General features: G+C 49.2%; 18 protein-coding genes. 14 read left to right on the top strand and 4 right to left on the bottom strand.

Annotated elements, in window-relative coordinates; all coding sequences use genetic code 11:
• The first annotated feature begins 51 nt into the window (after positions 1-51).
• The 10 genes from ileS (at position 52) to L9P87_RS16640 (ending at position 11289) form a co-directional block, all read left to right on the top strand.
• The gene (ileS, locus tag L9P87_RS16595) at positions 52-2850 is read left to right on the top strand and encodes an isoleucine--tRNA ligase (protein WP_237445878.1); all 2799 of its coding nucleotides are present in this window, start codon (positions 52-54) and stop codon (positions 2848-2850) included.
• A gap of 3 nt (positions 2851-2853) precedes the next feature.
• Complete coding sequence (gene lspA, locus L9P87_RS16600; RefSeq protein ID WP_354001908.1) at positions 2854-3393, top strand: signal peptidase II; 540 nt, start codon at positions 2854-2856, stop codon at positions 3391-3393.
• Between the two features lie 44 nt (positions 3394-3437).
• Positions 3438-3872: an FKBP-type peptidyl-prolyl cis-trans isomerase gene (fkpB, locus tag L9P87_RS16605; protein WP_237445879.1), complete on the top strand. Its 435-nt coding sequence runs from the start codon at positions 3438-3440 to the stop codon at positions 3870-3872.
• A 29-nt stretch (positions 3873-3901) separates the two neighbouring features.
• Positions 3902-4846: a 4-hydroxy-3-methylbut-2-enyl diphosphate reductase gene (ispH, locus tag L9P87_RS16610; RefSeq protein WP_237445880.1), complete on the top strand. Its 945-nt coding sequence runs from the start codon at positions 3902-3904 to the stop codon at positions 4844-4846.
• Positions 4847-5086: 240 nt separating this feature from the next.
• Complete coding sequence (locus L9P87_RS16615) at positions 5087-5557, top strand: GspH/FimT family pseudopilin (RefSeq protein WP_237445881.1); 471 nt, start codon at positions 5087-5089, stop codon at positions 5555-5557.
• A 14-nt stretch (positions 5558-5571) separates the two neighbouring features.
• On the top strand, positions 5572-6051 hold the full coding sequence (pilV, locus tag L9P87_RS16620; protein ID WP_237445882.1) for a type IV pilus modification protein PilV: 480 nt from the start codon (positions 5572-5574) through the stop codon (positions 6049-6051).
• On the top strand, positions 6051-7160 hold the full coding sequence (locus L9P87_RS16625) for a PilW family protein (RefSeq protein ID WP_237445883.1): 1110 nt from the start codon (positions 6051-6053) through the stop codon (positions 7158-7160). Before pilV ends, L9P87_RS16625 begins: the two co-directional genes overlap by 1 nt.
• 1 nt (position 7161) lies before the next feature.
• Complete coding sequence (locus tag L9P87_RS16630; protein WP_237445884.1) at positions 7162-7755, top strand: pilus assembly PilX family protein; 594 nt, start codon at positions 7162-7164, stop codon at positions 7753-7755.
• A gap of 10 nt (positions 7756-7765) precedes the next feature.
• On the top strand, positions 7766-8194 hold the full coding sequence (locus L9P87_RS16635) for a type IV pilin protein (RefSeq protein WP_237445885.1): 429 nt from the start codon (positions 7766-7768) through the stop codon (positions 8192-8194).
• A gap of 38 nt (positions 8195-8232) precedes the next feature.
• On the top strand, positions 8233-11289 hold the full coding sequence (locus L9P87_RS16640) for a pilus assembly protein (RefSeq protein WP_237445886.1): 3057 nt from the start codon (positions 8233-8235) through the stop codon (positions 11287-11289).
• Between the two features lie 25 nt (positions 11290-11314).
• Here the strand turns inward: L9P87_RS16640 and L9P87_RS16645 are convergent, their stop codons facing one another.
• The 4 genes from L9P87_RS16645 to ilvC all read right to left on the bottom strand — a co-directional run bounded on the left by L9P87_RS16645 (position 11315) and on the right by ilvC (position 16582).
• Positions 11315-11869, bottom strand: a complete 555-nt coding sequence (locus tag L9P87_RS16645) for a GspH/FimT family pseudopilin (RefSeq protein ID WP_237445887.1) — start codon at positions 11867-11869, stop codon at positions 11315-11317.
• Positions 11870-11952: 83 nt separating this feature from the next.
• Positions 11953-13317: a sigma-54-dependent transcriptional regulator gene (locus L9P87_RS16650; RefSeq protein WP_237445888.1), complete on the bottom strand. Its 1365-nt coding sequence runs from the start codon at positions 13315-13317 to the stop codon at positions 11953-11955.
• A 40-nt stretch (positions 13318-13357) separates the two neighbouring features.
• Positions 13358-14944, bottom strand: coding sequence for a two-component system sensor histidine kinase NtrB (locus tag L9P87_RS16655; protein ID WP_237445889.1), 1587 nt, complete (start codon positions 14942-14944; stop codon positions 13358-13360).
• 162 nt (positions 14945-15106) lie between these two features.
• Complete coding sequence (ilvC, locus tag L9P87_RS16660) at positions 15107-16582, bottom strand: ketol-acid reductoisomerase (RefSeq protein ID WP_237445890.1); 1476 nt, start codon at positions 16580-16582, stop codon at positions 15107-15109.
• 202 nt (positions 16583-16784) lie between these two features.
• Between ilvC and ilvY the strand changes: the two genes are divergently transcribed.
• The 4 genes from ilvY to msrQ all read left to right on the top strand — a co-directional run bounded on the left by ilvY (position 16785) and on the right by msrQ (position 20349).
• Entirely contained in the window at positions 16785-17684 is a 900-nt protein-coding gene (gene ilvY / locus L9P87_RS16665; RefSeq protein WP_237445891.1) for an HTH-type transcriptional activator IlvY, read from the top strand.
• Positions 17685-17764: 80 nt separating this feature from the next.
• Positions 17765-18607: a CDP-diacylglycerol--serine O-phosphatidyltransferase gene (gene pssA, locus L9P87_RS16670; RefSeq protein ID WP_354001909.1), complete on the top strand. Its 843-nt coding sequence runs from the start codon at positions 17765-17767 to the stop codon at positions 18605-18607.
• Between the two features lie 144 nt (positions 18608-18751).
• On the top strand, positions 18752-19735 hold the full coding sequence (msrP, locus tag L9P87_RS16675; RefSeq protein WP_237445892.1) for a protein-methionine-sulfoxide reductase catalytic subunit MsrP: 984 nt from the start codon (positions 18752-18754) through the stop codon (positions 19733-19735).
• Positions 19736-19743: 8 nt separating this feature from the next.
• Positions 19744-20349: a protein-methionine-sulfoxide reductase heme-binding subunit MsrQ gene (gene msrQ, locus L9P87_RS16680; RefSeq protein WP_237445893.1), complete on the top strand. Its 606-nt coding sequence runs from the start codon at positions 19744-19746 to the stop codon at positions 20347-20349.
• Positions 20350-20567: the final 218 nt, after the last annotated feature.

The raw sequence follows: 20567 nt of genomic DNA on the forward strand, positions 1-20567 counted from the left end.
AATCCGCCGTTAGATTTTACGTTAATTAGTATCAGCAAAGTGTGAATATCGATGAGTGAATATAAAGCGACACTGAATCTGCCACAAACCAAGTTTCCGATGAAGGCAAGCTTGGCTAACCGCGAACCTAAAATGTTAGAGCAGTGGCAATCTACCCAGCTCTATCAAAAAATTCGTCAGCGTATGGCCGGTCGTGAACAGTTTATTTTGCACGATGGCCCTCCGTACGCCAACGGCAATATTCACATTGGCCACGCGGTTAATAAGATACTCAAAGACATTATCATCAAGTCTAAGACACTGAGCGGCTATGACGCACCTTATGTGCCTGGTTGGGACTGTCATGGTTTGCCAATAGAGCTTAACGTCGAGAAAAAAGTCGGCAAGGCCGGCGTCAAAGTTGATGCCGCCACCTTCCGTCAGAAGTGCCGCGAATATGCCGCCAAGCAGGTCGATGGCCAGCGCACAGATTTTAAGCGACTTGGCGTCTTGGGGGATTGGGAGAAGCCATACCTCACCATGGACTTCAATTTCGAGGCGGATATTGTTCGCTCGTTAGGTAAGATCGCCACCAACGGCCACCTGAGTAAAGGCTTCAAGCCAGTACACTGGTGCCTTGACTGTACCTCTGCTCTGGCTGAGGCCGAAGTTGAGTATAAAGACAAGGTCTCGCCTTCTATCGACGTGGCTTTTACCGCTGTTGATCAAGCGGCGGTTGCCAGGGCCTTTGGCAGCGATATCAGTGCCGATATCGAAATTGTTATCTGGACGACCACACCTTGGACTCTGCCAGCCAACCTAGCGGTCAGCCTGGGTGGTGAGGTTGACTATGCATTGGTTAAGGCCGATGACCGCTACTTAGTCTTGGCCGAAGCCCTGGTTGAGTCTGTCGCTTCGCGCTGTGGCTTCGACAGCACAGACATTGTGGGGCGCGCCAAGGGCGGCGTTCTTGCAAAGCAATTATTGCAGCACCCGTTCTATGACAAGCAGGTGCCTGTATTACTTGGTGATCACGTCACCACCGATGCAGGTACCGGCTGCGTCCATACAGCACCGGCACACGGCCAGGAAGATTTCGTGGTCTGTCAGCAAAACGGCATCGAGGTTTATAACCCCGTTGGCGCCAACGGTGTTTATCTACCGGACACCGAGATCTTTGCCGGCCAGCACGTGTTTAAGGCTAACAGCAGTGTTATCGAAGAGCTGGAAGGCCGCGGTAAGTTGTTGTCACACAGCAAGTTCGAACACAGTTATCCACATTGCTGGCGTCATAAGAGCCCGATTATCTTCCGCGCCACACCGCAGTGGTTTGTTGGTATGCGTCAGAATGGTCTGCTCGATCAGGCATTAGCTGAGGTAGAAAAGACCGAGTGGTTGCCCGAGTGGGGCCGGGCACGTATCGACAGCATGATTAATGACCGCCCAGACTGGTGTATTTCCCGCCAGCGCACCTGGGGTGTGCCCATTGCCTTGTTTATCAACAAGCAAACCGCTGAGCTACACCCTGAAACACCTCGGTTGATCGAAGAGGTTGCCCAGTTGATCGAGCAACGTGGCATCGATGCCTGGTTCGATCTCGAGCCTGAGACGCTGTTAGGCGATGAGGCTGGGGATTACGATAAGGTGGTTGATACCCTCGATGTTTGGTTTGATTCCGGTGTCACCCATGCGGCGACACTGAGCAAGAACAAGGAACTGACCTATCCCGCTGATCTCTATCTTGAGGGCTCTGACCAACACCGCGGCTGGTTCCAATCATCACTGTTGACCGCCACTGCAATCAACGGCAGCGCGCCATACAAGACCTGTATGACCCACGGTTTTGTGGTCGACGAGAAAGGCCAGAAGATGTCGAAGTCGCTGGGTAATGTTATTCCGCCTCAGCAGGTGACCAACAGCCTCGGTGCCGATATCTTGCGCCTATGGGTGGCGGCGACCGATTATCGCAGTGAAATGCGCGCCAGTGATGAGATCTTCAAGCGTACCGCCGACTCCTATCGTCGTATTCGTAACACCTCTCGCTTCCTGTTATCGAACCTAGAGGGCTTTGACCCGGCGGTAAACCAGGTTGAGGCCGATCAGATGATTGCCCTCGATCGCTGGGCGGTGGATCGTGCCCACGAATTACAGCAAGAGCTGATCGAAGCCTTTGATAACTATCAGTTCCACATGATTTATCAGAAGATCCATAACTTCTGTGCCGTCGACATGGGTGGTTTCTATCTCGACATCATCAAGGATCGCCAGTACACCACCGGCGAAAACAGCCTGGCGCGTCGCTCGTGTCAGACTGCGCTTTATCTGATTACCGAGGCATTAGTACGGTGGTTGGCGCCTATTTGTAGTTTTACCGCCGAGGAGATTTGGCCGTTTATTCCAGGCGAACGTGGTGAGTCCGTGTTCTTGGAAGAGTGGTATCAGGGCTTGATTCCGATGTCGGATAATGACGCGCTGGGTCGTGATTATTGGGCGCAGGTGAAACAGGTCAAGATCGCCGTCAACAAAGAGTTGGAGCAGCGTCGTAAGGAAGTGGGTGGCTCACTGAAGGCAGAGGTTACTCTGTACTGCGACGATACCTTCCAGCCCTTACTCGAAACCCTGGGTGATGAACTCCGGTTTGTCTTAATCACCTCGAAGGCAACCGTACGCAGTCTTGCTGAGGCCGATGACAGCTCGGTGGCGACGGATATCGAAGGCCTGAAACTGAGTGTTGTGGCCAGTGAGGCCGAAAAGTGTGAGCGCTGCTGGCACCACAGTGACACCGTCGGCACGGTAGCAGCGCATGAGACGCTGTGTACTCGCTGTGTTGATAACATCGAAGGTGAGGGCGAAACGCGAAGTTTTGCTTAAGCGTTGAGATTTGATGGTCGCGCCAGCATTGTTGGCGCGGCGAATAATAATACAGCAGAGCATGCATCAATGAAGTGGTTTTGGTTTGCCCTGGCGGCAATAGTGATTATTCTCGACCAGTACAGTAAGTTTTTAGCCAGCACCGAGCTGGCCTATTTACGTCCGGTTGAGATTACCTCTTGGTTCAATTTGATGCTGGCCCACAACGAGGGTGCTGCCTTTAGCTTTCTCAGTGATGCCGGTGGCTGGCAGCGTTGGTTTTTTACCGCCATCGCCGCCATCGTCAGCGTCGTTATTGCTGTATGGTTATTCAGATTACCCGCTCAGCAAACGTGGCTGGCCTGTAGTTTGGCATTGATTCTGGGTGGCGCGATTGGCAATCTGATCGACCGAGCCATGCTGGGTTATGTCGTCGACTTTATCTCGGTGCACTATGGCGGGCGTTATTTCCCTGCGTTTAATATTGCCGACAGCGGTATTTGTGTCGGTGCAGCGATGTTGATTATCGATAGCTTTCGTCACAGTGACGAGGCAACAGCATAAGTGTTTGCTGCCCATTCGGTCGCAGCTAAAATAGAGGTTTGGTTATGTCAGCAGTATTGATTGCAAAAGATTCGAAGGTGACTCTTCATTTCACACTTACTCTGCCCGATGGCAATGTTATCGACTCGACGCTTGAACGCGGGCATCCCGGCAGCTTTACCATGGGCGATGGCACCCTGTTGTCAGGCTTCGAGGCGGCTTTGGTGGGCCTCAAAGCCGGTGATAAGCACAGCGCCGAGGTGACCCCAGAGGGGGCTTTTGGTCAACCCAACCCCAACAATGTGCAAACCTTTCCGCGCGAGCAATTTAAGGATATGGAATTGGAGCTGGGCCTGATGTTGAGCTTTGCCGATGCCAGTCAGTCTGAATTGCCCGGCGTGGTCAAGCGGATTACCGATGAGGTGGTTGAGGTCGATTTCAATCACCCATTGGCCGGTAAAACGATTACCTTCGATGTGGAAATAGTCGACGTTGCTTAATATTTACTCTCTGCTCCTTGGTGGCCGTCATGAAGATTAAATTGGCCAACCCCCGTGGTTTCTGTGCCGGAGTTGACCGCGCTATTGAGATTGTTAACCGTGCCCTGGACATGTTCGGCGCACCAATTTATGTCCGCCATGAGGTCGTACATAATAAATTTGTTGTAGATAACCTACGTGATCGTGGGGCCATCTTCGTCGAAGAGCTCGATGAGGTGCCGGACGACTGTATTGTTATTTTCAGCGCCCACGGTGTTGCAAAATCAGTGCGAATGGAAGCCGATCGTCGCGGTTTGAAGGTGTTTGATGCCACCTGCCCGCTGGTCAGCAAGGTGCATATGCAGGTGGTGCGCGCCAGTCGTCAGGGCAATGAGTGTATTCTCATTGGTCACCGCGGCCACCCCGAGGTGATTGGTACCATGGGGCAGTTTGATGACAGCAATGGTGGTGCCATCTATCTGGTGGAAGATCCAGAGCAGGCCATGGCGTTATCGGTCAATAATCCCGATAGCTTGAGCTATGTTACCCAAACAACGCTGTCAATGGACGATACCGCCAAGGTGGTAGAAACCCTGTTGCAGCGTTTTCCTAGCTTGGCAGCGCCACGTACCGACGATATCTGCTATGCCACTCAGAACCGGCAAGACGCAATAAAGACGCTGGCCCGCGAGTGCGATTTGGTGCTGGTGGTCGGCTCACCTAATAGCTCAAACTCGAATCGCTTGGCAGAGCTTGCGACTCGCATGGGGGTTGAGGCTCACCTGATTGATTCTGTAGATGATATTGACGATGGCTGGTTAAACGGCAAAACATCAATCGGTGTGTCCGCCGGAGCATCGGCACCAGAGATTCTGGTCCAAGCAGTGATTAAGGGGTTGCAGGCCCTGGGTGCTGAGGCCGCCGAAGACATACTCGGTGAGCCCGAGGATGTGACCTTCTCAATGCCGAAGGAATTACGGGTGGTGCAGTTGTAGCCGGCGCTAAATAACAGGTCCCAAGGTAGGAAATAACAAAACCCCGCAGGATTTATTGCTGCGGGGTTTTGTCGTTTATGGGAGAGGCTTTGAACTGCCTCACGCTTTTGTGTAGGTATTAACCCTTAGTCGCGTTCTACTGACCGTTGGTCATTTGCTAACGGTAAATCAGATGCCTGTTTTGTACAGTAAGGTGATAGAAAAACAATATTTGGCTAATTGAATAGCAATAGGGTGGGTATGAATAAGCAACGGCAACAGGGCCTCTCGTTAATCGAGCTACTAGTGACGCTGGCAATCTTGGGTATTGTCAGTGCAGTGGGTATTCCTGCCTTCAGCAACATGATTGAGCGACAGCGTTTCGACGCCGATGTTGAGGCGGTGGTTGTGGCGGCAAAGTATGCTCGCTCGGAGGCTTCACGCCGTCAAAACTTTATTTTCTTAACTCGCAGCGACGGCAGTAAGGGCGATACTTTAACGATTGCCGAGGCGGATAATACGGCTGGCAATAACAGGACGACATTAAGAGTCGTCGAGACTGAGTTGACCAACTCAGGTGATGACGGTGAGATATATTTTCGTCCCAATGGCATGTTGAATAGTAATGCTGCATCAACCTATACCTTTTGCCGTGAGAGTGGCGAGAAAGGGTATACCGTAGAGATTCTGGTATCGGGCCGTATACGTGTCGATAGCATGACGTGTTCATAGTGAGGGGAGGAAGAATGCATAAGAATCAACAGGGCTTTACCTTAATCGAAGTACTCGTCTCTCTGCTTATTATTGTTGTTGGCCTGCTGGGCATGATGGCTTTTCAGATGCAGGGCCTGCGTAATAATTTACATACGCAGGCGCAGAGTCAGGCAATCATTCTCGCTCATGATATGGCCGAGCGTATGCGCAGTAACCGTGGCGGCTGGGAAGATAAGGATTATGACAATATTAATGCCAAGGGCAGCGCAACCAGCTGCAGCGACTGCAGCTATCAGCAAACAGCGAATAACGATGCCTTTGCATGGATAACCGCGATTGAAGCGGCGCTCCCTGGCAAGAGCGGCAGTGCAGCGAAGGGCACAGTCATTAAAGAGGCCGGGGCCGGCAACAGTGAGCAGTGGTGGAATATTACCATCACCTGGTATGAAAAATCGGAAGTTGTTGGTGACGATGCTATTGAAAAAACCTACTTGTTAACGGTGACACGCTAATGAAGCATAAACAAAGCAGCCAGCTTGGCTTAACTATGATTGAATTAATGGTCGCCATGGTAATGGGGGCTATTTTAATCCTCGGTATTACGCAAACCTTCGTGGCTCATAAAAAAAGCCATAGCCTGCAGGCTGGTATGAGTCGGGTACAAGAGGGGGGGCGAATTGCGATGGAAATGATGTCTCGTGATGTGCGCATGGCAGATTATTGGGGATGCGCAAAAAGCGGTATGAACCTGACGAATAATGTCGATTTTGATGCTAATGACCCCGATGAAGTGGCCAAGTTTGATTTTTTATTTGCTGGTGGTGTCGAGGGTGAAGACAGTGTTAACGGCAAAACCCTGGGTACATTATCGTTGGTTGATGGTTCGGATCTGGTGACGCTGAGGGGGGCTTCTGCATCTGATTGCCCTGTAACCGGTGTTAATACGCAGTCAGCTGTTATTAAGGTTTCTACCTGTGATATCCCCAAGGGAGATCTTGTTTTAATCAGCGATTGTTTAGCCGGTGATATTTTTCAAAATACCGGAGCAGGTATCGATCATGATTTAGGACATAACACCGGCAATAGTGTTAGCCCAGGCAATACTGCGCGGAATAATTCTGGCGCGCATTGCAATGGCGGTAACCCTAAATGTTTATCTCAGGTATACGATGCAGGTGCGCAAATTCTCAAGCCTTACTCGGTGAGCTATTTTGTCGCTACTAATGCAACGACAGGTGAACCGGGCTTATATAAACGAGACAGCATAAATGGCACGGCCAATGAATTGATCGATGGTGTTGAGACAATGCAAATTACCTATGCCGTTGACACAGCCTACGACTCGTCGGCAACTATTGTGGATTTAGAATTGCCGTCCCGCTCGGCCAGTCGTTTTATGACTGGCGCTGAAATAGAAGCCGATGCCTCAGTGAAGTGGGATCAAGTGATTGGGATGAAGGTGGATTTATTGTTGAGAAGTCATGACGGTGTTACTGAGGACTCCGCTGCTCATACCATATCTGGCCAGAGTTTCGGTGCCAGTGACAACCGTATGCGTAAAGTCTATACCACCACAATGAATATACGAAATCGCAGCATGCCAAGTGCTGAGGGGTTATAAGATGACGATAATGTTGAAGAAAAAACAACAGGGCGCTGTATTATTGCTGGCTTTGGTGCTGTTAATGGCGGCGAGTATTTTAGCATTATCTGGGTTGAACAGTTCGGCTATGCAGGGTCGCATGGTAGCGGCGACGGCGGATAGTATTACGGCACTTTCCTCTGCCGAAATGGCGCTGAAGCGAGCAGAGAATGAAATTGGTCAATTAACGCTGGCCAGTATTGCCAATTTTAATGAGACTGCGCCACTGTTTCAAAAAGGTAGTGCGGCTATCGGTAATGAGGTGTTTGTTAGTAGTGAGTGGGTCGGTGGAACGACGGTTAATGATAACCCTAACGGCATAGAAGATGGTGTTTATATTATCGAATTAATGAATGATGCCGCCGGTTATACCGATGATCAGATTATCAAGGCGAACAACATATTAGGTTCTTCTGATGTCGATGGCGGTAATATCCACAATGGGGGGGCCAATAAGGCGGACACAGGTTTATATACCTTCCACACATTTCGAGTAGTAGCCAAGGGCTACGGCCGCTCGTCTAATACTGTACGGGTAGTTGAAGCATACTACCGTAAGGGCTTTTTGAATTAAGGATAAAAAAATGAAACAGCAAGGTTTTACGTTAGTCGAATTGTTAGTGGTAGTGGCCATTATCGGTGTGATCAGTGCGGTGGCAATGCCGCTATACAAAGAGCATGTGGATAATGCTAGGCGATCTCAGGCGAAGGGGGCCTTGGTTGCTTTCGCTACGCGAATAGAGCGTCATTATGCCGAGACGGGGAGTTATGAAAAAGATAGCGACGGTAACAAAATATCCGCCGATGATATTTTTTATAGTGAAATTCCGCAGGGCGCCAGTGGGGCAGACCGCGATTATATTTTATCGATTGAAGATTCTGGCACGGATGACGAAACTTATTTAATTAAGGCGACGGCAAATGGTGCTATGGCAGGTGATGGCGATTTCAGCTTGTCGAGCACTGGCGTAAAAGCCTGGGGTAGTACGAGCTGCTGGGAAAAATCCTGTTAATTGTATTGAGCCCATAGAGATATTTTCGGGGGAAAAAGATGAAAAATTTTTATAATAAAAGCCTGATCGCCTCGGCGTTGTTGCTTGCGCAAAGCGCGTTGGCTGGCCCTTCGAGTTTATCGACTGTGCCAATGGTGACTTCAGACGATGTCCGACCCAATATAATGCTGTTGATGGATAGCTCAGGGTCGATGTCTTGGGATATGGATGGTAACTATTGTCAGCTGGCCAGTAATCCCTCCGACGGCTGCCGAAGGTCGAGATCCAGAAGGGGGGGTAATTGGTGGACAAACAATTGGCCATACCCCCAGCAACGTATTATTGCGGCAAAAAGTGCAGCAAATGATCTTGTGGATGGCCTAGATTATGTCAGGCTAGGCTACGCTACTTTTGATGCGGCGGGTAATGCAGATGGCGGTGAGTTGGAATATGATATTGCCGATTTAGATGATGATGTTAAATCGGCGATAAAAACTCAGATCGATAATACAGACGCAGATGGTGGTACGCCGTTATCGCTTTCGTTAGAGGGGCTGGGTCAGTTTTTTACTAAGAACGAAGATGGTAATGCTGATAATTCGGTGTTTAAAGATAGCCTGAAAAGTGACACCAGTGGCGAAAGTGCTAACGATGTTATTCAGTATTATTGTCAGAAAAACTTTATTATTGCGATGACTGATGGTGAGCCAAATAGCAATGATGGTGTTTCTTCTGAAATAGTTGATTACGATACCACGAAAAGTGATGGCATCCATGATTGGAGTGATTACTATGTCTCTGATGCCACCCATTTATTGTATGACACTAACTTTCGCCCTGATTTAGTAGATCCCGATGATTCGAGCCATATCAATAATGTTATTACTTACTTGATAGGGTTCGCGGATCCGAACGTTTATGGGGCCTCAACAACGACGGGTAAGTTGTTAAGAGATGCCGCAACAGGCGACCCGAGCCTGAAGGAGGGGGGGACACGTCTTGAGGGTAAATTTTACGATACTGCCACGGCAGAAGACTTGGAAGATGCCTTCAAATCTATCGCCAATGATATCGCCGCAAAAGCCGGTAGTTCATCCTCGGTGACGTTTAACACCTCGGCAATACAAACGGATACGGCAGTATTTTTTGCCAAGTTTAATACGGCTAACTGGTCCGGTGAACTGGGTTCATATCCTATTAATGCTGATGGAACAATTAATCCGACACCGACTTGGACTACGGCGACAACCATCGATGCGTTATCCGATAACAGCATGGCTAACCGTGTTATTTACACTTATTACGATGTCACTAACTACTCTAATGACTTGTACCTTAATAGTGATGGCGACGGTTCGACCAGTGCCTCTGATGTGGCCACGAACGATGGTAAAGGTTTTACCTTCAGCTATAACAATCTGACGACTTTCCAGCAGGCCGATTTTGATGCCGGTACTGAGGTGGGTTCAGGGTACTCTGTCACCGATTATGTCGACTATGTCCGCGGTGTTAGATCGGACGAAGAGCAAAACGGCGGTGAGTTACGAGACCGTTCTACTCGTATTGGTGATATCGTCAATTCGTCACCGACTTATGTTGGCGCCGCAGCGATGTGGGATGATGCGATGACCGTCGGCACCACCACTTATGCGCAGTTTAAAGCCTCGGTGGCCAATCGTACCCCAATGGTGTATGTCGGGGCTAACGATGGCATGTTGCATGGTTTTAATGCCGAAGACGGACAAGAGGAAGTGGCTTATGTGCCTGCCAGTGTCTATAGCAGCGAGCTTGACGAGGGCTTACATTATTATGCTGATGTCGACTACCAGCACCGCTTCTATGCAGATTTGAGCCCTACCTATGCCGACGTCGGTGTTAATAATGCATGGAAGAGTGTGATTGTCGGTGGTAACCGAGCCGGTGGTCGCAGTGTGTTTGCCTTGGATGTCACCGACCCCACCCTGTTTGTGAATAACAATACAGGCGCTGACAATACGGTGATGTGGGAATTTACTCACCCGGATATGGGCGGGAGTTATAGCCGCCCACAAATCGCTCAAATGAATAATGGTCGTTGGGCGGCAATCTTTGGCAATGGCTACAATCGTAACGATAACGAGTCCCATGACGGTAAGGCAAAATTATTTATTGTCTATCTTGACGCGGACCCCTCCGATGGATGGGACGAAGGAACCTCGTTAAGCGACGATTACATCATGCTGTCAACCGAGAGTGGCACCAATACCAATAACCTTACCCGTAACGGGTTATCAACACCTCGCCTTTATGACTTGGATGGTGATAGTACTGTTGATCGCATATTTGCCGGTGATATACAGGGCAATATGTGGGTCTGGGATGTTGAGGGAGCGACAGCGGGCAGTTGGGCTTCGGCTTATAATAGCGGCGGCAACCCACAGCCATTGTATAATGGTGTCGACTCAGCACAGGTCACCACTCAGCCTATTATTCTCTATAATATTGATGTTGATGATGATAATAATGCGGCAACAAAAAACTTAGTGGTATTGTTTGGTACCGGCCAATTCATTACCGGCGGCGATAAGACCACAACGGATACCCAGTACTTTATGGGGGTTCATGACAATGGTGTCGGCGGTATTACCCAGGCGCAATTAACGGCTCGCTCTATGAGTACCTCTCTGTCGACAGTAGATACCCGTAATATTACCGCAGGCGACAAGGTGGACTGGACAACGACAAAGGGTTGGATATTAACGCTGCCTGAATTACGTGAACGGGTTATTACGACGCCTTTTATTCGCCGAAACGTGGTGTTCTTTAATACCTCGATTCCCGATAATATTCCGTGTACCGGTGGTGGTAGCGGCTGGCAGATGGCTGTCGAAGCCTTGGATGGTTTAGACCCAACGGCCTCAGCCTTCGATAGCAACAACGATGGTGTGGTAACCAGTGATGACCCTATCTACTCGGGTAAGGTCTTTCTGAATGGTCTGCCATCTGATACTGCCACGCTCGGGGATAAGGCATATACCCCTGGCAGCGATGGTCAACTGCCAGACCCAGAGACGCTTCGGAGTCTGGGTGGTGCAACCACGCGTTTGAGTTGGGGTGAAATTTTCCGTTCGGAATAGCTCAGCATAAAAAACTCAGTTGTGGCTAACCATCACAGCTGAGTTTCTTGCCACTCTTTTCTACAATGCCATCGCCATCAATATCTCGTTGAAAATAACTTCTCCCCCCCATATTAATTGTCAGCATTATGGCCAGCTCGTCTTTATCCTCCTGCTCTCCCTGTTTTGGGCAGAGAGTAAACGTACCAGGGTCTTTGTTCAGCCCTGTTGCCTTGAAGCGCAAATAGCGCCTATTGTTCCAGCTTAAATCCACTGCCCGCTCATTCTCCGGCCACACCTTGATAACTCTGTCCTCACCATTGAACTCTTCGTCGTTATTGTTATCGGTAAAAATAGTCAGGGTTTGCCCCCAGTCACTGCCGCAACTTTGCTCTGACAGCGGGCACACGACAACGTTGACATTGGAGCGCACAGCCTCGGCCCTGGCTGTCGCCAACAGCTTTTTTAAATGAAAGGCGTCGCTGTTGATGGCTTCGCGGTCGAGCAGTTTGCTGAAATTAGGTAGGCTGAGAACAATTGTGGTGCTAATAACGAGCACAGTTAATAGCTCCAGCAGGGTGGTGCCCTGTTGCTTGATCATAACGTCTGCCTCCTTGCATTAACGTTACGTCAAACAATAGCCACTGCACTGTTAGTCGCTACACCTAAAATGAGGGTAAAGAACTACTCTAAGTTAAGCTTTTTGAGTTTATAGCGAAGCGCTCTAAAAGAGATCCCCAAGAGCTTGGCTGCGGCAGTCTTATTCCACTTGGTTTCTTCTAATGCATTGGCAATGGCTTCTTTCTCGATACTCGATAAAAACTCATCGAGCGACTCGAATTCTTCTCTGCCGCTGACGCTGGGGTAGAGTTCGTTGTTCTCTTTGGTTGTGGTTGTTTTACTATTGGCTAAGAGATGTAAATCTTCGGCACGAATAGTATCGTCGTCACACATGGTGTAGGCGCGTTCGAGAATGTTTTCGAGTTCACGAACATTGCCGGGGAAATTATATTTTTGCAGTTCCTCGATGGCTTGACCGGTTAGCGTCGGTACCTCACCGCCCCACTCGGACACCAATTTAGTTAAGATATGCTGGCTTAATAGCGGGATGTCATCACTACGTTGCCTGAGGGCTGGCACGGATAATTCGATGACATTTAAACGATAAAACAAATCTGAGCGAAAACGCTGTTCATCGACCTCTACGCTTAGATCTTTATGGGTGGCGCTGAGAATACGCGTATCGATTAATTTTTCTTTGTGTTCACCAATAGCGCGGACAGACTTCTCTTGAATAGCGCGTAGCAATTTTACCTGCATGGACAGTGGTAAGTCGGCGACCTCATCGAGAAATAACGTGCCACCGTTGGCCGCCTCAAACAACCCTATCTTGTCGCTGCTGGCGCCAGTAAAACTGCCTTTCTTATGGCCAAAGAATTCACTCTCCATCAACTCGGCGGGGATTGCTCCACAGTTAACGGGGATGAATGGACCATTGGCGCGGGGCCCGTTGCTGTGGATTAATTTGGCGACCAGCTCTTTACCGGTGCCGGATTCACCACTGATATAGACAGGGGCTTGACTGCGAGCTAGCTTGGTAATCTTACTGCGTAGCTTGGTAATGGCTTCAGTGTTACCCAGTAACTGCACCTGCTGAGGCGCTGGCAGTTCTTTCTCGTCGCCGAGGTTGAGTGCGTTATCGACCAGCTGCCGAAGCTTTGCCAGTTCAATTGGTTTGGAGACGAAATCAAAGGCGCCGGCCTTAAGTGACTCAACAGCTTTCTCCATACTGCCAAAGGCCGTGATGACGGCCACCGGTATTTGGCTGTAGTGTTGTTGTATATGCTCGACCAGTTCAATACCGGTGCCATCGGGCAGACGCATATCGGTCAGACAAAGCTGAAAAGTGTTGTTTGCCAAATGTTCTTTCGCCGAGGCGACATTGGCTGCCGCTGTCGTTTCAAGCCCCATTCTATTCAGCGTTATCTCTAACAGCTCTCGAATGTCGGGTTCATCGTCGATAATCAGTACGTGATAATTACTTTTCATGGCGTTATTACTGTATTGAGTGTGTTATTCGTTTTATGTTTTAGTTACTTGGCTGCCAGCGCTTCTTTGGATGTGACAGCGTCAATTTAAAACAACTACGTTGATGTTGATCAGGTTGATAGTGCAGCAGACTGTGGTTGGCCTCGCACATTTCACGGCAAAGGTATAAACCCAGGCCACTGCCGGTATTCTCGGTGGTAAAAAACGGCTCAAAAATTTGTCCGAGCATACTGTCTTTAACGCCGTGACCGTAATCGATGATGTCGAGTTGTGGCAGCTTATTGTTAGCATCGGTATAGCTGCGAATAGTGACCTTAGGCTCGCCGGTGACGGCCTGACTATAGCGAATAGCGTTTTCGCAGAGATTGGTCAGCACCTGCATTAACTGTCCGGGGTCGAAGGTTACGGTATGGTCGCTGAGTTTGTTGAGTTGAATCTCAAGAATTGCATGGGGTTGGCTGGTAAGAAAATTGCTACGAAACTCTTTGAGGAAATCACGCAGCAAAATCGTTTGTGGTTCGGCTTTTTGGCGTCGCGATAAGCTCAGTACGTTTTCGATTATTTGATTGATGCGAAGACTGTGGTTTTCGATAATATTGGTCAGTTTTTTATCGGCTCCGGTGAGTACCTCGCTTTCATTGAGCAGCTGTGCTGCGTGACTGATGGCACCAAGCGGGTTGCGGATTTCATGAGCAATGCTGGCGGTCAGTCGGCCCAGAGAACTCAGCTTTATCTGCTGCGCCTGTTGTGTGAGCAGCCGGCTGTCTTCGAGAAAAATCAGCGTCTCTTGATGGTCATGGCTGTTTAGCGGCGCGAAGCTGACCCGAATGTTGGGGCCGGATTGATAGGCTTCAAATGTTGATTGGTACTGACGTCGGTCATTCAGCCAGGTATCGAACTTCTGTTGTAGTACTTCCGGCAGCATATGGCTCTGATCGAGCTTGCCTCCCAGTAGTCTGTTTGCGGCTTCATTGACCAACTTCATATTATGTTGGTCTGTGGCGACAATAACCCCTGTTTGCATTCTCTGTACAATCAGTTGGTTCAGATGTTGCAACTCGGCCAAGCTGGTGGCGTGAACCGAGGCCAATTTTTCAGTTTGGCTGAGCTTGTGTGAAAATCGTTGCACAATAATACTGGTAAAAAAGAAAATTACCCCCTGCATGGCGCCGGTTAACAATAGGTGGTTATTACCTTCGTCAACATAGAGCAGGCTGTTGCGGATCAGCACAGCAATGGTGGCAATGGCGGCCAGTAGTGTGGAGATGCTGGCTCCCATCGATATCGAGCCGATGACAACAATAATGACCAGTAGCAGTGATAGCCCGTTACCGGCACTGCCGGAGGAATAGCTGAGCAGCGTGATGGCGAGAATATCGACCAGAAAGCAGCAAAACAGCAGAACCTTAAATTGCTCGCCGGGGATATCAAAGCTAAATAACAGTAAGTTTATTAGGCAGACCGCACCATAGATGATGATGACAGTGGCAAATAAGTCAGGGTTCTCATTACCAATTAAACGAGGGTGGAGATTGAGTAAGAATAGCGTTAGCAGGCAGAGGCAAATAAAAATGCGGTAAAAGGTGTAATTGCGGAAGAACAACCGCTCGGAGCTGCTAGCTAACATGCCGTTTTCTCAAGGTGTCGATATTATATTTAGGTGTGCAAGCCCTAGTCTATCGCAGTTGGGGCTGAATGCGTAGCGTCATAGCCTTGAGTAAATGATTGAACTGAAACAAAAACGCCCCGCAGTTGCGGGGCGTTTTTCAACGGTTTAATTCAGTAGGAATTAAACGATTTTCTTCATCGCAGTCATCGACTCACGTAGCTCTTCGCCAATGAATTCGATAGGGTGATTGCGAATAGCATCGTTAACAGCAATCAATTGCTTGTTGTCAACGCCGAGGTCTTTCAGCTCAAGGCCCTTACCAATCACATCGGTGTCGATACCCTTCATGAAATCAACCAACATTGGGCGAGCCGCTTGATCGAACAAGTAGCAGCCGTACTCAGCGGTGTCAGAGATAACAACGTTCATCTCATAAAGCTTCTTACGAGCGATGGTGTTGGCGATCAGTGGTGTCTCGTGTAGCGACTCGTAGTAAGCAGACTCTTCGATGATGCCTGCGGCACACATGGTTTCGAAGGCTAGCTCAACACCGGCCTTACACATGGCTACCATCAAAATAGCGTTGTCGAAGTACTCTTGCTCGGCAATTTCAACGTCGCCAGCAGGGGTCTTCTCGAAGTTGGTTTCGAGAGTTTCTGCGCGCCATTTAAGTAAGTTAACGTCGTCATTGGCCCAGTCGGCCATCATTACGCGAGAGAATTCACCGGCAATGATATCGTCTTGATGCTTTTCGAATAATGGACGAAGAATCTGCTTAAGCTCTTCGGATAGTTCGAATGCTTTGATCTTAGCGGGGTTGCTTAGGCGATCCATCATATTCGTGATGCCGCCGTACTTCAGGGCTTCAGTAATAGTTTCCCATCCGTACTGGATAAGCTTTGAGGCGTAGCCAGCATCGATGCCTTTCTCGGTCATCTTGTCGAAGCAAAGAATGGCGCCGGTTTGTAGCATGCCGCAAAGAATAGTCTGCTCACCCATAAGGTCTGACTTAACCTCGGCAATCGGTGATGATTCCAGTACGCCAGCACGGTCGCCGCCAGTACCAGAGGCCAGTGCCTTGGCAATTTTTAAGCCGTCGCCGTTTGGATCGTTCTCACGGTGTACAGCAATCAGTGTGGGTACACCGAAGCCACGAACATACTCAGCACGTACTTCAGAGCCTGGGCATTTCGGGCACATTAGCACAACGGTCAAATCCTTACGGATCTGCATGCCTTCTTCAACCAGGTTGAAACCGTGGGCGTAATCAAGCGTTGCCCCTTCCTTCATCAGCGGCATAACAGCATTAACAACAGCGGTGTGCTGCTTGTCAGGTGTTAGGTTCATGACGATATCAGCAGTGGGGATGAGGTCTTCATAGGTGCCGACGTTAAAGCCGTTTTCAGAGGCGTTGAGGAAAGACTGACGCTTCTCATCGATGGCTGCTTGGCGAAGAGCATAAGCAACATTAAGACCTGAATCGCGAAGGTTCAAGCCTTGGTTAAGGCCCTGAGCGCCACAGCCGATGATGACGATTTTTTTACCTTTGATGTAATCGCAGCCTTCGGTGAACTCAGAAGAGTCCATGAAACGACATTTGCCGAGCTCTTCAAGTTGAAGGCGTAGCGGTAAAGTATTGAAATAATTCTGTCCCATGGGGATCTCCTGCAAGCACTGGTTATGAGTACTGTTATAAGCAACGATGGATGTTTGGTTACAGCGTCAAGCAATCGCTATTAGAGCAATGAAATATTGCTTAACCGTGAAGTTGCGCTCACTGTAAGAAAAAATCGGTGTTGCGTAAAATGATTTATTTGGGATATTGTGTTGCTATAATCGCAACACAAGTGATCTGCCCATGGATATTAAAACACTTAAGCTCTTTTTGTCACTGACCAAGACGCTACATTTCGCCAATACGGCCGACGAGGTCAATATGAGTACCTCGGCAGTCAGCCGTTCGGTGAGGCGGTTAGAGGAAGAAATAGGTCAGGCTTTATTCTACCGAGACAATCGCAAGGTAGAACTGACCAGGGCAGGCATGCTATACCAGCAATTTGCCGAAGAGGTGGTGTTAAAGTGGCGGGCAATGGAGCAGGCCTTTAATCATGAGGCGTTGGCGCCGTCAGGTGTGTTGAATCTGTTTTGTTCGGTGACGGCGAGTTACGCCATTTTATCGTCACTGCTGCCCCAAGTGCGCCAGCGTTACCCGGGTATTGAGGTGCATGTTCACACGGGTGACCAGGCCGATGCGATCGCTAGAATACAGGCTTCGAAAGAACAAATCGGTATAACGGTAAGGCCAAAAAAACTGCCTGATAATTTGGTGTTTCTGCCATTGACCACCACACCGTTAAAAATCATCGCCCCGATGTCGGATAAATCGCTGCTAGAAGAGTTGCGTCAAGTGAGTGCTGACAGTGACTGGTCCAGTCTACCGTTTATTGTTTCGGAAACGGGAGAGGCGCGAGCGCGGCTGGACGATTGGTTTGCTGGGCAGGGTAGGAAGGCGAATATTTATGCGCAGGTTTCCGGTCATGAGGCTATTGTTAGTTTGGTTAGCTTAGGCTTTGGTATTGGCCTAGTCCCCGACTTGGTGATTCAGTCCAGTCCGATGAAGGATGTGGTGCGTGTATTTACGCCAGAGCCAGAAATCGAAGACTTCGACGTTGGGCTGATTGTGCAAAAGCACCGCCTGATAGAGCCTATTATTAAATCCTTCTGGCAGTGCGGCGAGTTGATTACCATTGATCAGTAATAAACTTCCCTAATTGCGCCTAGGCGCCTTGCAGAGTAAGCTATCGCTTTTAAAATCTACAGTTTAAGTGAGTTAACGTGGTGGATAATAGTAAACCGGACAACCAGTCATCTGACGAACAGGTGGCGAAAGAGCAGCAGAAGTCGTTGGCAGACAGTGATTTGTTGCCAATAGATGAGCACTTCGAAGATGTGCATCACGACGGCAAGAAAACACGGCAAAAAGGCATCTATTTATTGCCCAACCTCTTTACCATGGCTGCGCTCTTTAGCGGCTTCTATTCTATTATCGCAGCAATGAACGGCGACTTTGGTAATGCGGGTATCGCTATTTTCATCGCCATGGTACTCGATGGCTTAGATGGCCGAGTCGCTCGCATGACAAATACCCAGAGTGCCTTCGGTGCCGAGTTAGACAGCCTGTCGGACATGGTTTCTTTTGGTGTGGCGCCAGCGCTAGTCGTCTTCACTTGGGGGCTTGCCCCAATGGGGCGCTTGGGCTGGGCGGCAGCCTTTATCTATATGGCTTGTGCCTCTATCCGCCTTGCCCGATTCAATACTCAAATTGAGACCGCCGATAAACGCTTCTTTACCGGCCTTGCCAGCCCCGCCGCCGCCGCGCTGATTGCCGGGCTGGTTTGGGTTTGTTATGGCTATGGTATAAACAAGGCAGATGTCACCGCCGGCTTTTCGGCATTTGTTGCCCTGATGACCGTCATAGCAGGCTTGCTGATGATAACCAATGTGCCTTATCACAGCTTTAAGGGTGTCGATTTGCATGGTCGAGTTCCTTTTATCGTTTTCCTTGCTGTTGTTCTGGTCTTTGCCGTTGTTCTTGTTGACCCGTCGACAGTGTTGATGGGGATATTTGCTATTTATGCACTTTCAGGGCCAGTTCAATGGCTGCTGAACAAGAATAAATAGGCGTTTATAGTTAACAAAACAGCACCTTCGGGTGCTGTTTTGGGTTGTGTCGAAAGAAAATAGTGCAGATAGGGGGAATTATTACGTCATGTGCGGTCTAAATCTTTAACGCAGATTTTTAGCCAATGGATAAGGATGATTGCAATGTTGATAAAAAAAGCGGCCTCACTGACTGAAAACGATACCACCAGCGAATCACATTACCTTAATCGTCGACAGTTTATCGGTGCTGGCCTTGTCACCGGTGCTGCTGCGACTCTGGGCAGTGGTGGCGTGGCAGCTGAAGACGGCATTAAGCCCTTTGGTCAATACCAAAAATCGACTGCGCAGTTTGCCAATTCGGGATTCTATACGCGGGAGACGCAAACGCCCTTTGATGACGCAACCCACTATAATAACTTTTATGAATTCGGAACCGGCAAAACAGACCCCGCACGGTATCAGAGTAAGTTTGTTTCTACGCCTTGGTCTATCACTGTTGATGGCCATTGCCAAAAGCCAGGTCGTTATCATTTAGAAGATCTGATGAAACCCCGTAACATGGAGGAGCGCATTTATCGTTTGCGCTGCGTCGAAGCATGGTCAATGGTGATTCCATGGATAGGTTTCTCGCTGGGGGGCTTGCTCAGCCAGATGGAACCAACCAGCAAGGCTAAATATGTCGCCTTCACTACACTGCAAGACCCACAGCAGATGCCGGGACAGCGCTCATCGAGTTCATTTGTCGACTGGCCTTATATTGAAGGGTTGAGAATGGATGAGGCTATGCACCCATTAACCTTGATGGCGGTTGGCTTGTACGGGAGGGAGATACTGCCTCAGAACGGTGCGCCAATTCGTTTGGTAGTGCCATGGAAATACGGCTTTAAGAGTATAAAGTCTATCGTGCGAATCAGCTTTGTTGAGGAGATGCCTGCAACAACCTGGAATAAGGCGGCGCCGGACGAATACGGCTTCTATGCCAATGTGAACCCTGATGTCAGCCACCCGCGCTGGAGCCAGAGCAGCGAGCGTCGGTTACCTTCTTCACTGTTCAGCCCAAACCGTATAGAAACTACGCTGTTTAATGGTTACGCCGAGCAAGTAGCCAGCTTGTATCGCGGTATGAACCTGGCGAAGCAATACTGAGGTGCTTCATGTCTAACATGCGATATAAAATAATGGTGGTGTTGGTGCTGCTGATGCCATTCGAATTTTTGGTGTGGCGGGTGGTGAGCAATGATCTCGGCCCTGACCCCATCGCAGTGGTGGCCGATTATACTGGGCTTTGGTCTATTATCTTATTATTGGTTGCGATGACACTGTCACCGTTGAAGCGAATGACAGGGTGGAGTCAGTTTTTACAGGTCCGTAGGCAGGCGGGGCTGGTAATGTTTTTCTACGCCTCGTTGCATGTGCTAACTTTCTTTGCCTTGCAAATTGGCTGGCAGTGGCTACAGCTCGTTGAGGCACTCACGCAGCAACCCTATATTATATTAGGTGCGACGGGTTATCTGTTGCTATTGCCGCTGGCGGTAACCTCGACGAACAATTGGGTTCGACGCTTGGGGCGTCGCTGGCGAAGGCTGCACCGTCTAGTCTATATCGCCTTGCCCATCGTATTCTTGCATGGCTGGTGGCAGCTGCGTGCAGATGGTGGTGAGCTATTGCCGTATTTACTATGGATGGTCATTCTTCTGCTGGAGCGTATTGCTGACCGTTTTGGTTTGTTACCCTACAGAAGTCAATCTGTGGCTCGATAACGATAGATTGAGACTCCCTGTTAGTCTGTTTTTTAAGCTAACAGAAGATATTTTCCTTTTTTATTGCCTTTCTCTCAAAAAGCCCTTGCGTGATTCAGGGCTCGTCCGTATAGTTCGCATCCGTCGTCACCGAGACAGCTTTTAAAGCGCCTCAGACGACACCGTGAAGACCTTTATTTCACACCTTGTTTTTAAGCGGTTTTAAATCAAAACTTCTT

Source organism: Sinobacterium norvegicum, from assembly GCF_923077115.1.
GTDB classification, from domain to species: Bacteria; Pseudomonadota; Gammaproteobacteria; order Pseudomonadales; family Sinobacteriaceae; genus Sinobacterium; species Sinobacterium norvegicum.